This is a genomic window from Gordonia sputi NBRC 100414, from assembly GCF_000248055.1.
In the GTDB taxonomy this organism is placed as follows: Bacteria; Actinomycetota; Actinomycetes; order Mycobacteriales; family Mycobacteriaceae; genus Gordonia; species Gordonia sputi.
In genome coordinates this window covers 23,197-44,635 of record NZ_BAFC01000115.1, presented here as the reverse complement: position 1 = coordinate 44,635, position 21,439 = coordinate 23,197, and the positions used below count along the sequence as shown (strand labels likewise).

The 21,439-nt window shown below is 65.1% G+C and carries 18 protein-coding genes; 3 read left to right on the top strand and 15 right to left on the bottom strand.

All coding sequences use genetic code 11. The features are described from left to right. The 7 genes from GOSPT_RS18630 to hpf all read right to left on the bottom strand — a co-directional run. On the bottom strand, positions 1-640 hold a 640-nt coding region (locus GOSPT_RS18630; RefSeq protein WP_005208013.1), incomplete at its 3' end, for a GNAT family N-acetyltransferase. A 135-nt stretch (positions 641-775) separates the two neighbouring features. Continuing rightward, positions 776-1,900: a ferredoxin reductase gene (locus GOSPT_RS18625; protein ID WP_005208012.1), complete on the bottom strand. Its 1,125-nt coding sequence runs from the start codon at positions 1,898-1,900 to the stop codon at positions 776-778. Between the two features lie 201 nt (positions 1,901-2,101). Next, positions 2,102-2,668 (bottom strand): DUF6912 family protein, encoded by a 567-nt coding sequence (locus GOSPT_RS18620; RefSeq protein WP_005208011.1) that lies wholly within the window; start codon positions 2,666-2,668, stop codon positions 2,102-2,104. 111 nt (positions 2,669-2,779) lie between these two features. After that, the gene (locus GOSPT_RS18615; protein WP_005208010.1) at positions 2,780-4,252 is read right to left on the bottom strand and encodes a wax ester/triacylglycerol synthase family O-acyltransferase; all 1,473 of its coding nucleotides are present in this window, start codon (positions 4,250-4,252) and stop codon (positions 2,780-2,782) included. Positions 4,253-4,338: 86 nt separating this feature from the next. Then, positions 4,339-4,947 (bottom strand): Rv3235 family protein, encoded by a 609-nt coding sequence (locus GOSPT_RS18610; RefSeq protein ID WP_005208009.1) that lies wholly within the window; start codon positions 4,945-4,947, stop codon positions 4,339-4,341. A gap of 53 nt (positions 4,948-5,000) precedes the next feature. Then, positions 5,001-7,862, bottom strand: a complete 2,862-nt coding sequence (gene secA, locus GOSPT_RS18605; protein ID WP_005208008.1) for a preprotein translocase subunit SecA — start codon at positions 7,860-7,862, stop codon at positions 5,001-5,003. Positions 7,863-7,996: 134 nt separating this feature from the next. Continuing rightward, positions 7,997-8,764: a ribosome hibernation-promoting factor, HPF/YfiA family gene (hpf, locus tag GOSPT_RS18600; RefSeq protein ID WP_005208007.1), complete on the bottom strand. Its 768-nt coding sequence runs from the start codon at positions 8,762-8,764 to the stop codon at positions 7,997-7,999. Between the two features lie 437 nt (positions 8,765-9,201). Between hpf and GOSPT_RS18595 the strand changes: the two genes are divergently transcribed. Further along, positions 9,202-9,897, top strand: coding sequence for a ComF family protein (locus GOSPT_RS18595; protein WP_005208006.1), 696 nt, complete (start codon positions 9,202-9,204; stop codon positions 9,895-9,897). A 14-nt stretch (positions 9,898-9,911) separates the two neighbouring features. On the opposite strand, the gene lpqB is transcribed toward GOSPT_RS18595, so the two are convergent. The 3 genes from lpqB to mtrA are packed head-to-tail and all read right to left on the bottom strand — an operon-like array spanning position 9,912 to position 14,142. Beyond that, the gene (gene lpqB / locus GOSPT_RS18590; protein WP_005208005.1) at positions 9,912-11,675 is read right to left on the bottom strand and encodes an MtrAB system accessory lipoprotein LpqB; all 1,764 of its coding nucleotides are present in this window, start codon (positions 11,673-11,675) and stop codon (positions 9,912-9,914) included. Further along, positions 11,672-13,468: an MtrAB system histidine kinase MtrB gene (mtrB, locus tag GOSPT_RS18585; RefSeq protein ID WP_005208004.1), complete on the bottom strand. Its 1,797-nt coding sequence runs from the start codon at positions 13,466-13,468 to the stop codon at positions 11,672-11,674. The genes lpqB and mtrB overlap by 4 nt, the downstream gene beginning before the upstream one ends. Next, positions 13,465-14,142 carry an MtrAB system response regulator MtrA gene (mtrA, locus tag GOSPT_RS18580; protein WP_005170551.1) on the bottom strand — a complete coding sequence of 226 codons (678 nt, stop codon included), beginning with the start codon at positions 14,140-14,142 and terminating at the stop codon, positions 13,465-13,467. Before mtrA ends, mtrB begins: the two co-directional genes overlap by 4 nt. Before the next feature lie 96 nt (positions 14,143-14,238). Between mtrA and GOSPT_RS18575 the strand changes: the two genes are divergently transcribed. Both GOSPT_RS18575 and GOSPT_RS18570 read left to right on the top strand, forming a co-directional pair. Further along, a complete protein-coding gene (locus GOSPT_RS18575) occupies positions 14,239-14,889 on the top strand; it encodes a dTMP kinase (protein WP_051994047.1) in 651 nt (216 codons plus the stop codon). A 158-nt stretch (positions 14,890-15,047) separates the two neighbouring features. Next, positions 15,048-16,016, top strand: coding sequence for a chromosomal replication initiator protein DnaA (locus tag GOSPT_RS18570; protein ID WP_005208002.1), 969 nt, complete (start codon positions 15,048-15,050; stop codon positions 16,014-16,016). A 127-nt stretch (positions 16,017-16,143) separates the two neighbouring features. Here the strand turns inward: GOSPT_RS18570 and ahcY are convergent, their stop codons facing one another. From ahcY to GOSPT_RS18545, 5 genes are all read right to left on the bottom strand, one after another. After that, on the bottom strand, positions 16,144-17,622 hold the full coding sequence (gene ahcY, locus GOSPT_RS18565) for an adenosylhomocysteinase (RefSeq protein ID WP_039856658.1): 1,479 nt from the start codon (positions 17,620-17,622) through the stop codon (positions 16,144-16,146). 227 nt (positions 17,623-17,849) lie between these two features. Next, a complete protein-coding gene (locus GOSPT_RS18560) occupies positions 17,850-19,355 on the bottom strand; it encodes an APC family permease (protein WP_039856666.1) in 1,506 nt (501 codons plus the stop codon). Positions 19,356-19,541: 186 nt separating this feature from the next. Further along, a complete protein-coding gene (locus tag GOSPT_RS18555) occupies positions 19,542-20,498 on the bottom strand; it encodes a cation diffusion facilitator family transporter (protein ID WP_005207999.1) in 957 nt (318 codons plus the stop codon). A 185-nt stretch (positions 20,499-20,683) separates the two neighbouring features. Next, complete coding sequence (locus GOSPT_RS18550) at positions 20,684-20,980, bottom strand: WXG100 family type VII secretion target (protein WP_005207998.1); 297 nt, start codon at positions 20,978-20,980, stop codon at positions 20,684-20,686. A 118-nt stretch (positions 20,981-21,098) separates the two neighbouring features. Further along, positions 21,099-21,428, bottom strand: coding sequence for a WXG100 family type VII secretion target (locus GOSPT_RS18545; RefSeq protein ID WP_005207997.1), 330 nt, complete (start codon positions 21,426-21,428; stop codon positions 21,099-21,101). Between the last annotated feature and the right edge of the window lie 11 nt (positions 21,429-21,439).

Here is a 21,439-nt window from a genome sequence, read left to right as displayed (position 1 = left end):
TGCGCTCGTCGTCCTTGGCCTCCAGGGGCCGCAGGCGGAACCGCTCGGTTTCGAAAGTCGTTGCGTGCCAGACGGTCTTGGGTTCGAAACTCTCGCCGGCGTGCCACTTGCCGCACCAGGCGTCGACGACGCCGCTGTTCATCTCGAGCCAGTCGGGAAGCCGACCGACCAGAGTGAATCCCGCGGCGTGCGCAGCGCGCAGACTGGTGAGGTTGCCCTCGGCGGCCTCCCAGCGCACGACCTCGACGTCGCGGTTGTCGACGGCGTACTGCATCGCCAACACCATCGCGCGCCGCACGAGGCCTTCACCGCGAGCATCGGGATGCAACCCGAAACCGATGTCGACGATCCGGCCGGGCCCACGGAGATCGATACTTCCGGCGAACCGGCCGTCGTGCTCGATGGCCCAGATCATCGACGTCCCGTTACGCCATCCCTGCAGTGCATTGATGATGAACCGCTCGGCGTCGGATCGACCGTACGGCGATGGCATCTTGGCCCATCGCATCGTCAGGGGATCGGTGGCATATCCGACGATGCGATCGACGTCGTCGGTCTGATGTGCCCGCAGAGTGATGGTGCCATCGGTCAGCATCGGGACATCACTCGTCGCGGTCAGTTCAATCAGTTCAGCTCGCACGCGGATCCACCTCCGTGGTCGACAGCCTCGCCCACAGAGCCTAACGCGTCGACCAACCCGGCGACGGGGAACACAGGCGCCGAGGCGCCCGAAACGCTCGTGAGCTGCGCATTCGCCGAGGATTTCGGCGATTCGTCATACATCGAGTGTGCAGTCACCCGCGGCAGCGCTCACGCAGGTCTGTATTCGTTCGCCCGCGACATGCTCGTCGCCGGATCGAAGATCGCGCACGCACCCCTTGTCGAGCATGACCACGCAGCTCTGACAGATGCCCATGCGGCATCCGAACGGCATCAACACACCGGCCTGCTCCCCCGCTTCGAGCAGGGTTGTCGCGCCGTCCACCTCCGCGGTCTGCCCCGTGCGTCCGAAGGTGACGGTCCCGCCCTGCGCGCCGACCGCGCCACGCTCGAGAGCGAATCGCTCGATGTGCAGGCGATCGGAGGCATCTGCATCGATGAACGCCGCTTCGACCATTTCCAAGAAACCGCCCGGCCCACACGCCCACGTTTCGCGTGTCCGCCAGTCGGGGCTGAGCTCGTCGAGCGAATGTGCGGTGACCTTGCCGTCGGCCCTCGTGTACTGCACGTGCAGGTCGATGAGTCCGCTCTTCTCCATCTCGACGAGTTCGTCGGCAAACAGCAGATCGTCGGGCGTCGGCACCGAGTGCACCACGCGCACGTCTGTCGACTGTCCGCGATGGCGCATCATGCGCAGCATCGAGATGATCGGGGTCAGTCCGCTGCCAGCGGTCAGGAAAAGCACTTTGCCCGGCAGTGGCTCGGGCAGAACGAACTCACCCTTGGGCGCGGCCAATCGCACGACTGTACCCGGCTCAAGTCCCTTGACCAGGTGCGTCGACAGGAAACCCTCGGGCATGGCCTTGACCGTGATCGCGATGGTGCCCTCGGTGCGCGTCAGATCCGGCACCGAGGTCAACGAGTACGACCGCCACGTCCAACGCCCCTCGACGAGCACTCCGATTCCGATGTACTGCCCGGGCGCGTAGTCGAGCGTGAATCCCCACCCCGGCTTGATACGGATGGTGGCGGAGTCGTCGGTTTCCGGAGTCACCGACACCACCTGGCCGCGCAGTTCACGCGCCGACCAGAGCGGATTGGCCAGGTGGAGATAGTCGTCGGGCAACAGCGGCGTGGTGATCCGCGCGACCGCAGCGCGTGCCCACCGAGCCCCACGACTACGCGCTGCCACCCCCGACACCGGCTCTTCAAACCGTTCCCGCAGCTCCCGCAGGTTCACCGTTCCCACTCCTCGTCGTGCGACCGCATGTTGGACGGAGCCCGCAATCGGGGCCCCGAAGACCTCACGCGACAACTTTAACCTACGGAACCGTAGGTTAGGGAATGAGTGGACTCCGGGACAGCCCCAGAGCAGTTCAGAGCCCCAGAGCAGTTCAAAAGCCCCAGAGCAGTTCAAAAGCCTCAGAGCAGTCCAAAAGCCTCAGAGCAGTTCGAGGAGGAACGGTAGCTCCTGGGTCGCGTACCACCCCAGGTCGTGGTCTTCGACGTCGCCGACGGCGAGTTCGGCGTCCAGGTCGCCCATGTCCGCGGCGTCGATGACCACGACGGCGTTACGGACAGCACTTTCGGCATCGGCGCCGTCGACCAGCACAGACGCGATCGCCGACTTCGCGATCGGACCGGAGACCTTCACGACGGCGTCGTCGAGGTCGGGACGCAGTGTGGCTCCGTCGACGTCGGCGGCAACCACGGCACGACGAGGCGGTAGGCGGGGTGTGTCGCCGGGCTTGGCAGTCGCCTCGTCGGCTTCGAGGTCGGCCTCCGCGTCGGGGTCGCCCGGCTCGGGGGCTTCACCGGCCAGCAGACGCAGCGACGCACGCGCGGCCTCGCGGATCGCCGCCTCCGCCAACTCCTCGTCGTCACCGGAGAAGTACGACTCGCGCAACGCCGGAGTGAGTGCGAAACCCGTCCCGCCGACCGGGCGGAACTCCCCGGTCTCGTCGAGTTCGAGCAGCATGGTCAGCGTCGCCGGAAAGTAGACCCTCACCGCGTGTTTCCTCCTACGACATCCTCAGCGTGTTACCTGGATTCACGCGCTTTTAATGGAATCCGTGCTTTACCTGGATTCCACCCATTTACCTGGATTCCGCTGCCAACACTAGTGGGCGTCGGCGAGTTCCTCGTACGACTCGCGGACGTAGTCGCCGATGAGCGAAGGGTCGTCGATCACACCACGATCGGCGGTGAACCCGAACTCGATCGACCCCGCATACTCGCACACGCCGACAGACAACGCGCGTCCGGCGACCAGGCCGGGTACGACGAACAGGTTGGACACCTTGTGGCCCGAGACGTACTGGGGCGGAATCGGCACGGTGTTCATCGCGACCGGCACGTTGTACCCGCGGCGGTCGAGTGACCGGAACGCGCGCGAACTGAGTTCCGCGAACGGTATGACACCCAGCTCGCTCAGCAACGGCTGCGTCGACGGTGAGACGCGTCGTGACGACTGCGCATAGCGATTGGCCAGCCCCGCGACCTGAGCGAGTCGGACCAGCGGATTGGACTCCCCAACCGGGAGGTCGGTGACAAACCGCGGCTCGTCGGTGACGATCCACGTCTCGGGTGACTCCTCGTGCGCAAGTACCCCGGACTGTCGCGCGCCGAGCGGAAGCACCGCCCGCACGGTGTCGCCGAACCGACCCTCCGCGTCGATGGACAGCAGCCAATGGCGCATCGCACCCGTGATGATCGCGAGCTCGACGTCGTTGACGGTGCATTCGTTGCGTTCGGCGATCTTCGCGACATCGCGCCGTGGCACCGACGCCGAGACAAACGTGCGGGTCGACGACCCGGGCGCGTTCAACAGGCTAGACGGTGCCGAATCCGTGAGCTGCTGCACCAGGCGTCCTGCGCGGCGGACCGTACCCACCACCACGGACTTCGCCTCACCGAGCAATCCGTTGCCACCGATGACCGAATCAATCAGCTCTCCCGGGCGCGCCAACGCCTCGGCCAGCGCACTGACCGCCAACGACGCCGAACCGGGTGGGGGCCCGGGCATCCAGACATCCACGGGCAGTGCGGCGACGTCGGGTTCGTCGTCGCAGATCAGCTCGCTCATCTCGGCGCCACCGCCGTCGATCAGACAGCGATGCGACTTCGTCAGGATCGCGAACCCGCCGTCCTCGAGTCCCTCGATCAGATACATCTCCCACAGCGGTCGGCTGCGGTCGAGGGGCCGCGACATCACGCGGGAGACGAGATCTTCGAGATCGGCCATCGTTCCCGGCGACGGCAGGCCCGATCGGCGGATGTGGAAATTGATGTCGAAGTCGGGGTCGTCGGCCCAGACCGGACGGGCCAGCCCGAGGGTGACCTCCAGGACCACCTTCCGATACCGCGGCACGAGTTGCAGTCGGTTCTCGACGAGCCGCACCAGCGCCGGATAGTCGAGGACGGGTGGTTCCGACTTCTTTCCGCGTGTCCGACTGGTCGCGAGATCCTTTGCCGCGGAACGCTTCTTGCCGTTGGTTCCGGGAAAGACGATGACGGCACCGAGGTGATTGGTGACACCTGCGCCGTCGAGGAAGTAGGAGATCGCCTCGCGCGGAGACAGCCGGTTCGCCACGCGATGATCCTAGCGCCGCGGACACCGTCGCCGACATCGCGATGGCGATACCCGCCGCATCGCATGGGCGCGCCCCGCGAACGTAGTCATCCGAGTGTCAGGACGACCAGCTGCCAGCGATACTCGACGCGGGTCGCCACCGGACTGTAGCGACCACGAGCCGCCTGCCCAGCTACGCGAACCCGGCACGGCACGCGTTCGATACGCCCCGCGAACGCCCGCGACCTGCCCTGCCGCGAGTACGTCCCGAAGATCTCTGCCGATCCCGCGTCGCACATCTGGACGTGGACGCGTCGAACGGTGGGGATGCACATGTCGTGGCCCGCCGCCCCGGCCCGCGCGAGGGCGTCGATCTGGTCGTCGACCTGGATTCCGACCCGATGCTGCAGATGCGATGCGGGCCTGCGGCGCGCGATGACCTCGAAGATCATCGTGAGCGTGCCGACCGAGAAGTCCCGCGCCGCAATGGCGGTTGCGCCGGAACCAGTGCGGGAAGTCGCACGAGCCGCGGTGCGGGTACTGGCGCCCGGCATCTCCGGCGCGCGGCGAGCGGGGGCGGCAGCGGACCTCTCGTCACGCGTCGAGCCGGTCAGGGACCCGCGCGTCTCGTAGTCGGGCGCGGGCACTATCCGGATACGACTCGACGCCGGACTCGCTTCGATATGCGACGGCTGATCAGTGTAGGTGTTGGTCATGGAAACTCGGACGCACGCGAGGTACGTCCGGTTCCATGAACGTCAGAGAATTTTCAGCGTCGACGTCGCTTGGACTTCGGCGGCTTCGCGCCCTCGCGTTTTCCGCTGGCACGCGCGGCGGCCCGACGCTCCCGACGCGACGCGGCCACGAGTGCCGGATCGTCGAGTTCCTCTTCCTCCGAGTGCACGGACGTGCCACCGTCCTCGTCGGGCCCGGAGTACGTCATCGGGACGTCGGACTCGGCGTCGACGCCGACAGCACGCAATGCGGCCGGTGCCTCGCTGTTGCCAGACGCGCCATTCTGCGATGCCCCGTTGCCCGACGCCGCCGCACCCGCCATCGCGGGCTGGCGTGCGGCGGCCGCGGCGGCAGTCGCCGCAGCGGAAGCCGGTGTGACAGTGGGAGCGGGCTCGGCCTGCACCTGCACGTTGTACAGGTACTGGAGGGTCTCCTCCTTGAGGCCTTCGAGCATCCCGACGAACATGTCGTAGCCCTCGCGCTGGTACTCGACCACCGGGTCACGCTGCGCCATGGAGCGCAGGTGGATGCCCTCGCGGAGGTAGTCCATCTCGTAGAGGTGATCGCGCCACTTGCGGTCGAGAACACTGAGCAGGATCGTGCGTTCGAGCTGCCGCATGGCGTCCTCGCCGCCGATCGCGGTGATCTCATCCTCGCGCTTCTCGTACGCCTTCTGCGCGTCGTCGACGAGGATCTCTTTCAGCTCGTCGGCCGAAATGTCGTCACGCTCACCGAACTCGTTCTCGCCCACCACTTCTCGTGGGTCCAGCTCGATCGGATAGAGCGCGCGCAGGGCGGTCCACAGCTCGTCGATGTCCCAGTCCTCGGCGTAGCCCTCCGCGGTTGCGCCGTCGACATACGCTCCGACGACCTCGGCGATCATCTGCATGATCTGCTCGCGATGCTCGGTTCCCTCGAGAATGGTGCGACGCTCGGCGTAGATGACCTTCCGCTGCTCGTTCATCACCTCGTCGTACTTGAGGACGTTCTTGCGGACCTCGAAGTTCTGCTGCTCAACCTGGGTCTGTGCGCTGCGGATGGCCTTGGTGACCATCTTCGCCTCGATCGGGACGTCGTCTGGCAGGTTGACGCGGTTCATGATGGTCTCCAGCGCCGCGCCGTTGAAGCGTCGCATGAGCTCATCGCCGAGCGAGAGGTAGAACCGCGACTCGCCCGGATCACCCTGACGCCCCGAACGTCCGCGCAGCTGGTTGTCGATGCGACGGGATTCGTGGCGCTCGGTACCGAGTACGTACAGACCGCCCGCATCACGAACCGCTTCGGCTTCCTCCGCAGCTTCCCGACGCGCGAGGGTGATCGCTTCTTCCCACGCAGCCTCGTACTCGTCGGGGGTGTTGACCGGATCGAGTCCGGCTTTCCGAAGGCGGGTGTCGGCGATGATGTCCGGGTTGCCGCCGAGCACGACGTCCGTACCACGACCGGCCATGTTGGTGGCGACCGTGACCGCCCCGGGCCGGCCGGCCTCTGCGACGATCTGCGCTTCCTGTTCGTGGAACTTGGCGTTGAGCACGGTGTGCGGAATGTCGCGCTTGGCGAGCTGACGCGACAGATACTCCGACCGTTCGACGCTGGTCGTACCGATCAGGACGGGCTGACCGGCCTGGTGACGTTCGGTGATGTCGTCGACGACCGCGGCGAACTTCGCCTCTTCGGTCTTGTAGATCAGATCGCCCTGATCCTTGCGGATCATCGGCTTGTTGGTCGGGATCGGCAGTACGCCGAGCTTGTAGATCTGGTCGAACTCCGCGGCCTCGGTCTCTGCGGTACCCGTCATTCCGGAGAGCTTGTCGTACAAGCGGAAGTAGTTCTGGAGCGTGATCGTGGCGAGTGTCTGGTTCTCCGCCTTGATCTCAACGCCCTCTTTGGCCTCGATGGCCTGGTGCAGACCCTCATTGAAGCGACGGCCGTCGAGCACGCGACCGGTGAACTCGTCGACGATCAGCACCTCACCGTTGCGGACGATGTAGTCCTTGTCGCGGTGGAAGAGTTCTTTGACCTTGATCGCGTTGTTCAGATAGCTGACCAGCGGCGAGTTGGCGGCCTCGTAGAGGTTGTCGATGCCGAGCTGATCCTCGACGAATTCGACGCCCGCCTCGTGCACGCCGATCGTCTTCTTCTTGATGTCGACCTCGTAGTGGACGTCACGCTCGAGCAGCGGCGCGATGCGTGCGAACTCGGTGTACCACTTGCTCGATCCCTCGGCGGGACCCGAGATGATCAGCGGTGTCCTGGCCTCGTCGACCAGGATCGAGTCGACCTCGTCGACGACGGCGAAGTTGTGGCCACGCTGCACGAGATCCTCGAGTGCGTGCGCCATGTTGTCGCGCAGGTAGTCGAAGCCGAACTCGTTGTTGGTGCCGTAGGTGATGTCGGCGGCGTAGGCGACCTTGCGCTGCTCGGGAGTCATCCCGGTCAGGATCACCGCGGTCTCGAGACCGAGGAAGCGGTGGACGCGTCCCATCCACTCGGAGTCGCGCTTTGCCAGGTAGTCGTTGACAGTGACGACATGCACGCCGTCGCCGGACAGCGCATTGAGGTAAGCGGGCAACACACAGGTCAGGGTCTTGCCCTCACCGGTCTTCATCTCGGCGATGTTGCCGTAGTGCAGGGCTGCGCCACCCATGATCTGCACGTGGAAGTGCTTCTGGTCGAGAACACGCCATGCGGCCTCGCGAGCGACCGCGAAGGCCTCGGGCAGCACTTCGTCGAGCGTCTCGCCCTTGGCGATCCGATCCTTGAACTCGCCGGTCTTGGCCTGCAGTTCGTCGTCGGACAGCGACGCGATCTCGTCTTCCAACGCCTCGACGTGCGATGCGATCGCATCGAGTCGCTTGACCATGCGGCCTTCGCCGACGCGCAGTAGCTTGTTCAGCACCGTGGATCGAGTCCCTTACTCATGTCGACTACTCACGAAATACGGCCTGTGCATGCGAGTGCATGAACGCAGGCCGTATTCCATGGTACCGACGTCGCCTGAAGGGAGCCTGATCGGTGCCCCGTGGCTGCCGATCAGACGAGCCGAATCAGTCCGTAGTCGAAGGCGTGGCGGCGGTAGACCACCGAAGCCTGATCGGTTTCCTTGTCGTGGAACAGGAAGAAATCGTGTCCGACCAGTTCCATTTCGTAGAGGGCGTCGTCGACGGTCATCGGGACGGCTGGGTGTTCCTTCACGCGGACGATCTGTCCTGGTGTGTGGTCATCGACGCCGTCGTCCCAGGTTTGTGCACCGTCGACGGTGCCGGGGTCACCGGGGAGTTCGTCGACGGTTAGTTGGTCGACTCGCAGTGGCGGTGCCCCCACCTCGGTCGCCTCGGCCACCGAGAGCGGCCGACGGTTGCCGTAGTGCACGCGTTTGCGGTCTTTCACCCGACGCAATCGGGACTCGACCTTGTCGAGAGTGGCCTCGAGCGCGGCGTAGAAGTTTTCCGCGCATGCCTGCGCACGGACGACAGGCCCCTTGCCGGTGGCCGTGATCTCCACCTGCTGGCACGCCTTGGACTGCCGCGGATTGCGTTCGTGATTGAGTTCGACGTCGAATCGGTAGACGTTGAGGTCGAACCTCTCGAGTCGCGCGAGCTTGTCGCGGACGTAGATCTGGTAGTGCTCGGGTATCTCGACATTGCGCCCGGCGAAGACGACCGTGGCGTTCGGTTCGGCCGGCTCGTCGGACTCGACTGTTCCGGGGGGCCGCACAAAAGCGAATTCTGCGTCGTACTCGTCGGTGGTGGCACCGACCTTTGATTCACGCCGACCCTTGCGATGGACGACTTGCGACATTCGACTACCTCCTGGGTGTGCTACCACCACCCGATCTCGTCGAAAGATCTACGGAACCCATCGAGGTCTGTAGAGCCCGAAAGCCGTTGTGCGCAAGGAGAACCCGCTGTGACTTACGTGAAGCACCAGACGATTCGCGGCAACTGAGGTCAGGAAATGGCGACTCATTCATGCCAACCGGCGGTTGACAACCAGTGTCAGGGGCTTCACCTCCCGTACCGGGACTCGGCTACCTTCTGCAACCTCGACCGTAGTCGGAAGTTTGCCTGTTAGCCATCGATATGACGGCTCGTCGCCACGTTGATTCGAGTACGGGACCAACGGCCCAGCGGGTGCCCGCTCGGCAGATATCCACAGGCTCATATGAATCCACAGTTGTGCGTCGGATCGCAGCCGCACCACGGGTGTCCTTCGGTCGAGCGTGCAGGCTCGGGTCCATGTCAGGAATCGCCCGACGGCACGTCCGCGCGATCGCACGCGCCGGCGTCGACCTCATGATCCCGGTGACCTGTGGCGGTTGCGATGCTCCGGGACCGCGCTGGTGTGCACGCTGCGCGGCGCTTCTCGCCGACGCTCCCGTGATGCTCTCCCCCAGGGTCCCGGTCGGTGTCGGGGTGTGGGCGCTCGGGCGCTATCGCGGTCCACATCGCAAGGCGGTGATCGAGCTCAAGGAACACGGCCGACGCGATCTCGCCGCCCCGCTGGGGCACGCCTTGGGCGACGCACTGCGCACGCTGAGTCGCTGGGGCGAGATCCCACCCGCGTCGCGGCTGTCTCTCGTTCCCGCTCCGACGCGGCCGCTCGCGGCACGACGACGCGGCGGCGACACCGTCACGGCCATCGCCGCCTGCGCAGCCGGTGAGTTGGGGCAACGCACGTCGGTGCGTCCGTTGTTGACCATCCGCCCCGGAGGACGCGACTCCGCGGGACTCGACGCCAGGGCGCGGCGTCGAAACCTCGCGCAGCGCGTCGGCGTCCGGTCACCGCCGACGCGGACCGACCGTTCACCTCGCACGGCGACGGTGCTGGTCGACGACGTGATGACCACCGGCGCGACAGCAGCAGAATCAGTCCGCGTGCTCGCTGAACACGGCGTACGCGTCGACCTCGTCGCCGTCATCGCCGGCGCATGACAGACGCCAGAGGCTCAGGGCAGCACGGGGATCGCAGTCGGCGACATCGCGGGCTCAACCTCAGTCCAATACTGGTCGGGCTGCCCGTTGGTGCTGCCGAGTCGGAGTATCCCGCGTTGGTCGCCGATGTAGACGTTGCTGGCATCCGCAGTGACCGCGCGGACCGGTGGTGCCACGTTTCCGCTGATCAGACCGGATGCAGGAGCACCGTTGATCGGCAACTGGACCACCGGCGAATCGGAGGCGTCCCGGGCGACCATGAGAGTCGTCGACGTGGCCCACGACAGCGACACAGCTTGATTGCCGACGTTGTACGCGGCGATTCGTGGGTCGGACAGGGTCACCTGGCCGTCCTCGTTGGTCGCGATGACGGCGAGCAGCACCTGTCCGCCGACGATGAGTGCGACACGGACGCCGTCGGGCGACACCTGCAATTCGGTGATCGGGCCACGGGCAATCGGTGCGATCGACGCCGCGTCGACCGTCGAAACGATCTGGCTGGAGTTCTGGGAATCACGCACAACGCGAACGGGCTTGCCGTCGACGACCGCCCACACGGTGTCGTTCCCATAGCTCCCCGAAAACGACGGTCGCGTGATCGAGGTCCCCGAGGTGAGCGGCGAGACCTCACCGCCATAAGCGCCCGACACGAGTTGCAGTCCGGGTCCGCCGCGGGCTGCGACGACCGCCGTCACCTCGTCGCCGTCCGCCGAAATCGACGCGGAGCGAACGTCGCGGCTGGTACCCAGCGATCCACCCGACGGCGTGGTCCCGGTGTCGGTGACCTTGAGCAGAGCGCCGTCGCGCACGATGTTGAGCCCGACATCGGTGGTGGGCGTTGCGAGCGGGTCGAACGCCTTGACGTCGGCGGGCTGCCACCCGGCGCTGCGCTCGGGGACCAGCGGCGCGCCGTCTGCGTTGATCACATACGGTCCGCCGATGTCCGCGGCGTTGAGGGTCCAGATGATCTGAGCGGCAAGCGATGTCCGGTCACGCACGCCGAGGGTTCCGAGACCGGTCAGTTCGATGCGGACACCGCCGCCGGAGATCTGCGCAGCCTGTCCGCGCAGCGACGACCCGGTCGGGAAGCCGTTGTCGACGCCCGCTTCGAGATCTTCTGCCGGGCCCGCGATCAGCCTGGTGAGCAGGACCGTCGGGTCGGCGTCCTGGTTGCCGTACAGCCACCGCGGATCCGACACCAGATGCTGATGGGTGCGATCGGTGAAGTACAGCGACACCGAACGGTATGTCGCGACGAACCGACTCCTGTCGATCATCGCGCCGTTGGGCAGCGGGCCGTCGATCAGCCACTGCTCCCCCACGCGGACAAGGCTGATCGTGGTCTCGACCCGCCCGCTGGCGGGCAGCAGTTGCCCGTTGGACTTGAGTACTCCGACGTTGTCGCCGACCAGACGCATGCGCACCGAGTTCTGGCTGCGCTGATCGACGAACGTGTTGATCTCGTCGAGGATGATGGCGTCGCCACGCTCGTCCCACTGCTGCGACGACGGTGCCGTCAGAAATCGCCGCGCGGCCGCATGCCCATCCGTCGGCGACGCCGTGGCTTCAAGAAATGCACGCACCAGCGCTTCGGGGTCCATGTCGGACTGCGGAACCGGAACCGCGTTCGTCGGTCCCTCGCGCTTGAAGGATTCGATGGGCTGAGGCGACGAACTCTCGGGTACGCCGCCGCATGCGGCGAGCACGATCGCCGTCACGAGCAGCCCGATCAGCGCGACGAATCGTCGTGACGTCCGACCGCCCACGCGCGCGATCACCGTTGCTCCCCGTCGCTCGCGTCGGCCCTGTCGGCGAGGTCTGCCTTGTCAGCGGAGCTTGTCCTCTGAGCGGTGTCGGTCTTGTCGGCAGTGTCGTCCTCGCCAACGGCGTCAGACGTGCCGGGGTCGTCGAGTCGCGTAACAACCGTTTTCGTCGACGACTTCGCGGGCAAACTGCGGACCGGCTGGCCAACCGGTTTGAGTGGCAACGGGCTGCCGAGAACCTTGTGACCGCGAATCAGCGGAATGGTCAGTCGGAAGCACGCTCCCTTGCCGGGCTCGCCCCATGCGTCGAGACGCCCCTGGTGCAGCCGGGCATCCTCGATGCTGATCGCGAGTCCGAGCCCGGTGCCACCCGACCGACGGAACCTCGACGGATCCGACCGCCAGAAGCGGTTGAACACCAGCTTTTCTTCACCGGGGCGCAGCCCGATGCCCTGGTCGCGCACCGTGATGGCAACGGCGTCGCCGTCGGAGCGCATGGTGAGCGTGATGGGTTTGCGTTCGCCATGGTCGATGGCGTTCGCGAGCAGATTGCGCAGAATGCGTTCGACGCGACGCGGGTCGATCTCGGCGATGACGGGTTCGGCCGGTAGATCGAGGATGATCTCGGTTCCCGTGTCGGAGGCGAGGTGCGAGACCGTCGCGAGCGCTCCGTCGATCGGTATGGCCATGTCCATCCGTTCGGCGGCGAGTTCAGCCATTCCGGCGTCGTGTCGGGAGATCTCGAGGAGCTCGTTGAGCAACGTCTCGAAGCGATCGAGTTCTTTGTCGAGCAGCTCGACGGATCGTTTACGCACGGGGTCGAGGTCGTCGCGGCCCTCGTAGAGGACATCGCTGGCCATGCGGACCGTCGTGAGCGGTGTACGGAGTTCATGGCTGACATCGGAGGTGAACTGTCGCTGCAGACCACCGAACTCCTCGAGGTGGGTGATCTGCTTGGACAGGCTCTCGGCCATGTCGTTGAACGACATCGCCAAGCGGGCCATGTCATCCTCGCCGCGCACAGGCATTCGTTCCTTGAGGCGCCCATCGGCGAAGCGCACGGCAATTCTCGACGCCGACCGCACAGGCATGACGGCCTGCCGGGATACCAACCATGCGATGGCCGCGAGCAAGCCGAGTAGCACAACGCCTCCGGCGAGCAGGGTGCCACGCACGAGGTCGACCGTGTTCTGTTCGGTGGTCAGCGGAAACACCAGATAGAGCTCGAGTCCGGGAACCGACGAGTTGGTCGGTGTGCCGATGACCAGCGCGGGAATCGATCCGCCTGAACCATCGGCCACGCGCGTGTACTGGTAGGCAACCTGTCCGCCCTGCACCATGTCACGCAAGTTGCGCGGTATCTCCGAGATCGGGCCGACGCCGAACTGTGAACCATCACTGCCTGATCGCGGCACGATGAGCACGCTGTCGAAGGTGCCGACAGATCCTGACGTCTGGCTGGTGTCGACGTCGCGGTCGGTCAGCAACGACCTCGTCTGCCGCAGCCGGTTCTGCACGGACGTGTTGCCGTCGCCGCTCGCAAGGTCACGTTCGACGGCGACGCGCGCACGCTCGACCTCTTCGGTCGCGGCACCCAGCTTGACCTCGAGAAGCCGATCGGTGATCTGACTCATCAGCACGAACCCGAGGATGAGGAGCACGACGAACGACAACGCGAGCGTCGACACGACGACACGCAACTGGAGCGAACGCCGCCACATGCGGCCGAATGCCCGGCCGACGCCGCCTGCCGCGCGGGTGAACCGACCGAGAGTGCTGTTGACGCGACGTCGGGAACGACCGATCACGGCGGGCCGGCCTTGTAGCCGACCCCCCTCACCGTCAGGACGACCTCGGGATTCTCCGGGTCGGTCTCGACCTTGGCGCGTAGACGCTGGACATGCACGTTGACGAGTCTAGTGTCCGCCGGATGCCGGTATCCCCACACCTGCTCGAGAAGCACGTCGCGCGTGAAGACCTGCCGCGGTTTGCGGGCGAGCGCAACGAGGAGATCGAACTCGAGCGGTGTCAGCGAGATGGGCACGCCGTCACGGGTGACCTTGTGTGCGGGCACATCGATCTCCACCGGCCCGATCGACAGCAACTCGGCAGGCTCTTCGTCATTGCGACGCAGCCGCGCACGCACCCGCGCCACGAGTTCTTTCGGCTTGAACGGCTTGACCATGTAATCGTCGGCACCCGACTCGAGCCCGAGCACGACGTCGACGGTGTCGGACTTCGCTGTCAGCATCACGATGGGTACACCGGAATCGGCCCGCAACACCCGACACACGTCGATCCCGTTCATCCCGGGGAGCATGAGGTCGAGGAGGACGAGGTCAGGACGAACCTCTCGAACCGCAGTCAACGCCTGTGTTCCGTCGGAGACGACGAAGGGTTCGAAACCTTCACCACGCAACACAATCGTCAGCATTTCGGCGAGCGCGGCGTCGTCGTCCACAACGAGGATGCGAGGCTTCATGACTCCAATGGTGACACTTCCGTGATCGAACCGTCGTGATTGACGCGCCGAGGCGGGCTGGCGCCTTCTCATCGCCTCGGCGCCTACCATTCGATCGTGGGAGTGCTCATCGCAGTGGAGGGGTTGGACGGCGCCGGAAAGAACACGCTGGTCACCGGCGTGGTTGACGAGTTGACCCGACGCGGCGCGGCAGTGTCGACCTTCACGTTCCCGCGATACGGCTCGTCGGTTTTCGCCGATGTCGCGTCGGAAGCATTGCACGGCGAGCATGGCGATCTACGCGAGAGCGTCAACGCGATGGCGCTGCTCTTCGCACTCGACCGCGCCGACGCCGCAGCACAGATCCGCGCGGCACTCACCGAGTCCGACGTCGTGATCCTCGACAGATACGTCGCGTCGAACGCGGCCTACAGCGCGGGACGGCTACGGCAGGACGCATCCGGAGACATCGTGCGCTGGGTCGCCGACCTCGAGTTCGGCAGATTTGACGTTCCCGTCCCCGACCAGCACCTACTGCTCGGAGTGCCCGCAACCGTCGCGATGGAGCGCGCACGCTCTCGCGCGGCCACCGATCCGTCACGGCCACGCGACGCATACGAACGCGACGACGACCTGCAGATGCGCGTCGACTCCGTCTACCGACAACTCGCCGCGGAGAGCTGGGCGTCGCCGTGGATCGAAGTCGGCACAGATTCTCCCGAATCGGTGGAACCCGCGGGCCTTGTTGCGCGTCTGATGCACGAATGACTGCACCAGCGATTCCTCGCTCACGAATTCCTGCGCGCGTGAACGACGGCGCTATGAATGACCGGCGCTATGAACGACGGCGCTGTGAATGACGGAACTGGGGCAGCCGCTCGCCTCTTCGATAACGTCGACGATGACACCATCTGCCAAGGAGTTTCATGACCTACCCGCCCACACCGGGACGCGGCACACCGCCGCAGGGGCAGTACCCGACCACGCAGCATTCATCGGGCCAGCAATCACCGGATCAGCCTTCACCCGGCTACGTCGACGGCAATCCGTGGGCTGCACCGCCCTCTGCGCCTGCGCCGTTCCCTCAGACGACGCCACCGGGAGCCGCTCCGGCGTCGGGCCTACAACCGTACCCGGGCGTCCAGCCCTACTCAGGGGCTCCCCAGTACCCGGGAGCCCCGCAGTACTCCGGATCTTCGCAGCCCGCAGGAGTCCCGCAGTACCCGGGAACCCCGCAGTACCCGGGAACCCCGCAATATCCGGGAGCCCAGCCGCATCCGGGGGGACCACAGGGGCCGCTGCCGCAGCAGGTCGTTCCACCGCCCGGCTGGGATTCACCGTTCGCGCATATGCAAACCACCAAGCCGACGCCGCATCGTGGCCTGATCGCAGGAATCGCAGCGGGCGTCGTCGTGATCCTGGCACTCGGTGTGGTGCTCGTTGTGGCTCTCGCCTCGGGCGGCGACAGTTCGACACCGACGGTTGCGGCCGCGTCGCCCAGCCAGGCTGACTCCAATCAGGGTGGTGAGGGTACTCAGGGCAGTCAGGACGGTGACTCTGCCGACGCCCCCGCAGATGGCACCCAGGCCGTAGAGGTTCGTGCGGCGATGCAGCGCTACATCGACGCATACAACACCGGGAACGTCGATCAGATCAAGTCCGCAACCTGCACCGGACTACGCGACAGGATTCGAGCACCGCAGGGTCGGGGCATGGTGATTCTCGACGGCATGTCTGAAGTACAGGTCACCGGCGACGTCGCGCAGTCGCTCGTCGACACCCACGTGACCGACGGAGGTCGGGCCACCCAGACCAAGACCGACAAGGCGACCTTCAGCAACGAGCAGGGCACCTGGTACTTCTGCCCCAACGCTCAGCCCTCCTACAGCACGTAGAGCGCGAGAGCGATCGCCGACCGAACGAGCCGGGGGCGTCCACGACAGTTGTCGTCGACGCCCCCGGCTCGTTATCGTCTGCCTCCGCTCTGATCCATCGGCAGCGCGAGGATCAGCAGCGGGTAGATCAGTAGCGGTAGTGCTCGGGCTTGTACGGCCCCTCGACGTCGACGTTGATGTACTCCGCCTGCTCCTTGGTGAGCTTGGTCAGAGTGCCACCGAGCGCTTCGACGTGGATCTTCGCGACCTTCTCGTCAAGGTGCTTGGGAAGCCGGTAGACCTCGTTGTCGTACTCGTTGTTCTTGGTCCACAGCTCGATCTGCGCGATGACCTGGTTGGAGAAGCTGTTGCTCATGACGAACGACGGGTGACCCGTCGCGTTGCCGAGGTTGAGCAGTCGCCCCTCGCTGAGGACGAGGATGGACTTGCCGTCGCCGAAGACCCACTGGTCGACCTGCGGCTTGATGTTGATGCGGGTTGCGCCAGAGTTCTCCAGGCCTGCCATGTCGATCTCGTTGTCGAAGTGGCCGATGTTGCCGAGGATGGCCTGGTTCTTCATCTGCTTCATGTGCTCGAGCAGGATGATGTCCTTGTTGCCCGTCGAGGTGACGACGATGTCGGCGTCGCCGATCGCCTGCTCGACGGTGACGACGTCGAATCCGTCCATGAGCGCCTGCAGCGCGTTGATCGGATCGATCTCGGTGACCTGCACGCGAGCGCCCTGGCCTGCGAGCGACTCTGCGCAACCCTTGCCGACGTCTCCGTAGCCGCAGATCAGCACCTTCTTGCCGCCGATGAGCACGTCGGTGCCGCGGTTGATGCCGTCGATCAGCGAGTGTCGCGTGCCGTACTTGTTGTCGAACTTGCTCTTGGTGACCGAGTCGTTGACGTTGATCGCGGGGAACGAGAGTTCACCGGCAGCAGCGAACTGGTAGAGCCGCAGCACGCCCGTGGTTGTCTCCTCGGTGACGCCCTTGACCGACTCGGCAATCTTCGTCCACTTGGTCTTGTCCTCGGCGAACGTGGTGCGCAGCAGCTCGAGGAACACCTTGTACTCGGCAGAATCGTCGTCGTCCGCGGGAGGGACGACACCCGCCTGCTCGAACTGCGCACCGCGCAGCACCAGCATGGTGGCGTCGCCGCCGTCGTCGAGAATCATGTTCGCGGGCTCGTCGGGATTCGGCCAGGTGAGCATCTGCTCGGCCGCCCACCAGTACTCCTCGAGAGTCTCGCCCTTCCACGCGAAGACCGGAACACCCTTCGGCTCGTCGACGGTGCCGTGCGGGCCGACGACGATCGCGGCCGCGGCATGGTCCTGGGTGGAGAAGATGTTGCACGACGCCCACCGCACCTGCGCGCCGAGTGCGACGAGGGTCTCGATCAGTACCGCGGTCTGCACAGTCATGTGCAGCGAACCGGAGATACGCGCACCCTTCAGCGGCGCGACGTCGGCATATTCGCGACGCAGCGACATCAGGCCTGGCATCTCGTGCTCGGCGAGCCCGATCTCCTTGCGGCCGAACTCGGCAAGCGACAGGTCGGCGACCTTGTAGTCGATGCCGTTCTTGGTGTCCACCTGAGGTGCCTCGTTCTGCACCATGGTCATGTCTTCCCCTTGTCCGTGAAATCGCATGTCACCGATGTGTGCCGCCGGGCACGCGCCTGTGTGAGGGTGTCGCGCCGACTGTTCGCCGACGGCCGATTGAACGGGTACGCGAAGCGCGCACCCGAAAGTCACTCCACTACGAGGCTATCTAATACCGCAGACAAGGCCATGGCTGGCCACACGTCGAGCGGCGACACGGTGCCGCGCGAGCCCCGGCGAGGCGACGCTCACAGATGCTTGTCTGAGGCGACGCCCTCGACCTCGCCGCGCTCGCGACGGCCAACCATCGAATGGCGCATTCCGTAGAGCACGTAGATCAGCACGCCGATGGCCATCCAGATCACGAATCGGATCCAGGTCAGCGCCGACAGATTCAGCATCAGCCATAGGCACGCCAGAATCGCGAGCACCGGAATGATCGGTCCTCCCGGCACGGTGAACCCGCGTTCGAGGTCGGGTCTTGTCCGACGCAGGACCAGCACACCCGCGGCGACGACGATGAACGCGAAGAGCGTTCCGACGTTGACCATCTCCTCGAGCTTGTTGATCGGGAAGAAGCCCGCGACCACGGCGACCACAACACCGATCAGCACGGTCAACCGCACAGGCGTTCCGAACCGCGGACTCGTCTTGGCCAACCCGCGCGGCAGCAGACCGTCGCGGCACATCGCGAAGGCGACGCGTGACTGGCCGAGCATCAGCACCATGACAACCGTCGTCAAGCCTGCCAGCGCGCCGATGGCGATCACCTTCTCCGCCCAGGTGACCCCGTTCAACGCGAAGACGTCGGCGAGGTTCTTCGAGTCACCGCCGCTGCTCGCGAGCTGTTTGTAGTTCGCCATGCCGGTGACGACGATCGTGACCAGCACGTAGAGCACTGTGACGATCAGCAGCGACCCGAGGATGCCTCTCGGAACGTCCTTGCGCGGATTGCGGGTCTCCTCCGCGGTGGTGGCGACGACGTCGAATCCGATGAACGCGAAGAACACGATCGACGCCGCGGCGAGCACGCCGTACCACCCGTAGGACGAGTCGCCTCCTCCGGTGATCAGCGAGAAGAGCGTCGAATCAACAGAAGCCTTTTCACCTGCTGCGTGTTCCGCAGGCGGCACGAAGGGGTGGTAGTTGGCCGTCTTGATGTAGAAGAAGCCGACGATGATGACGAGCAGCACGACGCCGACTTTGATCGCGGTGATCACTGCGCTGACACGCGACGACAGTTTGGTGCCCAGAGCGAGCAGTGTTGTCACAACCGCGACGATGAGAATCGCGCCCCAGTCGATGGTGTGTGAGCCGACGTCGACGGTCCCGCCGGAGAAGCCGAACACGCTGCCGAGGTAGCTCGACCACCCCTTCGACACCACGGCCGCACCGACCGCGAACTCGAGGATCAGATCCCAGCCGAGAATCCAGGCAAGGAACTCACCGAATGTCGCATAGCCGAAGGTGTATGCGGACCCCGCGACGGGAACTGTCGAGGCGAACTCGGCATAACAGAGCGCCGCCAGTGCGCACGTGATGGCGGCCATGATGAACGACAGGGAGATCGCGGGACCCGCTTTGTCGCCGGCAGTCGACACGGTGATCGTGAAGATACCTGCACCGATCACGACCGAGACGCCGAAGACGATCAGGTCCCGCCACGTCAGATCCTTGCGAAGTCTGTGATCGGGCTCGTCGGTGTCGGCCATCGACTGCTCGACAGACTTGGTGCGTGTGAACGCGTTGGCCATCAGCGCTTCTCCCTGCATTTCTGGTCAGCAGTGTCAGGTCAGCATCGTCGACGCGTCGTCCGTCTTCTCGACCGACGCAGGGTCGGAGTGACTTGTGATCCCCCGACTCGACAGTGTGCTCACGCAACCGGCGTTCCGGTTATCGCGGATTCACACGCTACCGACTGCGCGGGTGGTGTGAGGGCTTTAACGCGAAGACATGTCGGCCCGATCTGCGGCGGGCTGCGCCGAGCCCCGATCAATGTCGGGTTCGAGATAGATGATCCTCGCTTGTGGCACGGCCGTACGGATTCTCGCCTCGGCGTCGTCGATGATATGCGCGACCGCCACCACATCTGTCCCGGCCGGGATCGCGATCTTGGCGGCCACGAGGAGCTCGTCGGGCCCGAGGTACTGGGTCTTCATGTGAATGACGCGATCGACCCCATCGGACTCGAGCGCTTCGCGGAGAGCGACCTCTTCCTCCACCGTCGCACCCTCTCCGATCAGAAGGCTCTTCATCTCGACGATCAGCACGATCGCGATCACGCCGAGCAGAACGCCGATCGCCAGCGTTCCGATACCGTCCCACACCGCATTGCCGGTGATCATGGTCAACCCGACGCCGAGCAGCGCCAGTAGAAGACCGATCAACGCGCCCGTGTCTTCGAGGAGAACCACCGGGAGTTCCGGATTCCGCGAGTTGCGGATGAATCGCCACCACGACGCACCGCCCTTGAGCGGGCGCGATTCACGCATGGCCGTCGTGAAGCTGTAGCCCTCGAGGCAGATGGCGACAAGCAGGATCACGATCGCGACGATCGGCGACTCGAGTCCGTGATCGTTTGCGTGGGTGATCTTTTCGATGCCCTCATAGATCGCGAACATAGAACCGAGCGTGAAGATCACCAACGCCACAACGAACGAATAGAAGTACCGGGCGCGCCCATAACCGAACGGATGAAGCTGGTCGGCCTCCTGGCTTGCGCGCTTCTGCCCGAGCAACAACAGCCCCTGATTGCTGGTGTCGGCGACGGAGTGCACACCCTCCGCGAGCATCGACGAGGACCCGGTGATCGCGAATCCGACGAACTTGGCCACGGCGATACCGGCGTTGGCCGCGAGTGCCGCGAGAATTGCCTTCTTGGAACCTTCTGCCGACACCGTGTTGTCCTTCCATCGACGTCATTGCCGCCCGCCGCACAGGCATCGCCGGTCATTCTTGTCGCCTGAGACTCTAACCGACTACCCCGGAACGAACATGCCGGCGTTTCGCGCGGGCGGGTATGGGACCACGCAGGCACAACCGCAGGCCCCACCCCGCCCCGCCCCCATTCGGGACGTCACATTCAGATGGAGCCGAAACCGCGCCCGATCGCGCCGTCGAGCTCCGACATCGTGTTCGACGCGTTCTGCACGCCGCGGTGCAGGCCGAACAGTTGATCGCGCGACTGAAGGAAGATGCGGTCCCAATTCGCCTGCGCCTGCTCGTACGACGCCTTGGCGATGTCCGACGTCCAGATCGCGTCGAGCGAGTGGACCTGCCGCTTGAGTTCGTCGGCGAGGTCGCTCAGCCGCGTGAACTCCGACTGGAGATTGCCGCTGAGATCGCCGAGACCTGCAAAGTTGTATTCGATCTGTCCCATGTCTGTATTCCCTTCTGATCGCTCGAACCGAATGCTCCCGAGCGTGAATGTGTCGAGCGTGAATGTGTCGAGCGTGAATGTGGTTGTGCCCGAGTATGATTGATCGTGAGAACCTGCTTCAGATCCGCACTCCTCCGGGCTGGAAGCCACCCGCGACCTGAGCATCGTTGTCCTCGTATCCGGTGAAGCCGCTGCTGAGCTTGTTCCGAATGTCGTCGAGCGCGTTGTGCAACGCCAGCGCCGACGAGTTCCAGTCGGCGTGGGTATCGGTGAAGGCCGCCGACGCCTTGCCCTGCCACGACGCGGCGCCGTTCGACGATGCCCGTGCGATGCGACCGATGGTCTCCTGCATGTCGGCGACCACCCCCGCAACCGATTTCGTTGTGGCCATTGCCGATTCGACGTCGACCTTGACCGCTCCCCCGCCGTTGTCACCGAGATTGAGCATCCTGATCCTCC

Coding starts and splice junctions, on each gene's coding strand:
- GOSPT_RS18570 (WP_005208002.1), top strand. CDS start 15,048: ATGACCTACCCGCCCACACCGGGACGCGGCACACCGCCGCAGGGGCAG.
- GOSPT_RS18560 (WP_039856666.1), bottom strand. CDS start 19,355: ATGGCCAACGCGTTCACACGCACCAAGTCTGTCGAGCAGTCGATGGCC.
- ahcY (WP_039856658.1), bottom strand. CDS start 17,622: ATGACCATGGTGCAGAACGAGGCACCTCAGGTGGACACCAAGAACGGC.
- mtrA (WP_005170551.1), bottom strand. CDS start 14,142: ATGAAGCCTCGCATCCTCGTTGTGGACGACGACGCCGCGCTCGCCGAA.
- GOSPT_RS18595 (WP_005208006.1), top strand. CDS start 9,202: ATGTCAGGAATCGCCCGACGGCACGTCCGCGCGATCGCACGCGCCGGC.
- hpf (WP_005208007.1), bottom strand. CDS start 8,764: ATGTCGCAAGTCGTCCATCGCAAGGGTCGGCGTGAATCAAAGGTCGGT.
- GOSPT_RS18550 (WP_005207998.1), bottom strand. CDS start 20,980: ATGGGACAGATCGAATACAACTTTGCAGGTCTCGGCGATCTCAGCGGC.
- GOSPT_RS18545 (WP_005207997.1), bottom strand. CDS start 21,428: ATGCTCAATCTCGGTGACAACGGCGGGGGAGCGGTCAAGGTCGACGTC.
- GOSPT_RS18610 (WP_005208009.1), bottom strand. CDS start 4,947: ATGACCAACACCTACACTGATCAGCCGTCGCATATCGAAGCGAGTCCG.